General features: G+C 52.2%; 2 protein-coding genes. Both read left to right on the forward strand.

The features are described from left to right. The first annotated feature begins 66 nt into the window (after positions 1-66). The gene (locus tag EHO01S_RS17150) at positions 67-291 is read left to right on the forward strand and encodes a hypothetical protein (protein ID WP_024525082.1); all 225 of its coding nucleotides are present in this window, start codon (positions 67-69) and stop codon (positions 289-291) included. A gap of 10 nt (positions 292-301) precedes the next feature. Beyond that, on the forward strand, positions 302-1,042 hold the full coding sequence (locus EHO01S_RS17155) for a DNA-methyltransferase (protein WP_024525083.1): 741 nt from the start codon (positions 302-304) through the stop codon (positions 1,040-1,042). Positions 1,043-1,221: the final 179 nt, after the last annotated feature.

Genomic DNA, 1,221 nt, shown 5'->3' on the forward strand with positions numbered 1-1,221 from the left:
ACGGTGGAATGATCGCCGCACTGGAATGTGTTGTTAACGAAATGCCAAATAAATAAGGAGTAAAGCGTGGAGCGTATTGTTTTAACCGTAGACCAAATCAAAAACATGGCCTCGTCAGTTGGGCTGAGCGTCACCGTGCCGGGAACGCTCAACATTGAGACGCCGTACATCATCTGTCATGGCCGAGTCCCCGCATTTGAGTCTAGCGAGGGTGAGAAAATCCCCGCCTATAGCGGGTTGATTGCCTACAGCGAGGCCCTGCCTGATGGCCCGGTGATTGAGCTGGAGTGATGAAATCAGTATGCAAAAACAAGTGATTGGCAACGCAACGCTTTATTGCGGCGATGCGCTGGAGGTTTTAGCAACGCTACAGGGCGGATTTGATGCTGTTATCACTGACCCACCTTACAGTAGTGGTGGGACGCATAAGGCGGCACGCACTGAACTACCATCGATGAAATACGTCGGAAACTGTAATTATGCGGAATTCCTAGGCGATAACCGCGATCAGCGGAGTTGGTTCATGTGGTGCTCATTGTGGATGGGGATGGCGACCCGGCTTATCCGCCCTGGTGGTTATGTGATGGTTTTTAGTGATTGGCGTCAGTTGCCAACAATGACGGATGTGTTTCAAGCGGGCGGAGCTATTTGGCGAGGGCTGATTGTCTGGGATAAAGGCGCTTCAAGTCGCGCTCCTCATACCGGCTATTTTCGCCACCAGGCGGAATATGTTGTCTGGGGAAGCTGCGGGAAGCTGGGAAAGTGCTCCCATGGTGGCCCATTCCCCGGCGTTATCAACCAACGGGTGATACCGTCTGAAAAATTGCATATGACAGGAAAACCAGTGCAGGTCATGGAGGCGCTGGCGCATCCCCTCCCGCCATCTGCGCGAGTACTCGATCCATTTATGGGGAGCGGGACGACGGCATTACCTATTCTGGCGCGAGGGGGGCATTTCACCGGCATTGAAATGACAACAGAGTATTTTGACATCGCCTGTGCGCGCCTTGAAAAGGCTCAGGCTGAGCCTATCCCTGTGTAATCATCTCGTTTCTCTAATTTTGTCAGCCTCAGATAGGAACTATCGCGGCTGTGTGTAATACACAACATTAGGTGGCGATATTCATGGTGAAAAAACACAGCAAAAAAAACCTGATGGCCGAGTTGCAGGAGTACGTGGCCAACCTGCGCCAGACTATCGAAGCGGAGTGTCTGGGGTTT

This window comes from Edwardsiella hoshinae NBRC 105699 = ATCC 33379 (assembly GCF_000474215.1).
Lineage (GTDB): Bacteria > Pseudomonadota > Gammaproteobacteria > Enterobacterales > Enterobacteriaceae > Edwardsiella > Edwardsiella hoshinae.

Bases quoted from the DNA above. Each gene is read 5' to 3' on its own strand.
- EHO01S_RS17155 (WP_024525083.1), top strand. From the start codon at position 302: ATGCAAAAACAAGTGATTGGCAACGCAACGCTTTATTGCGGCGATGCG.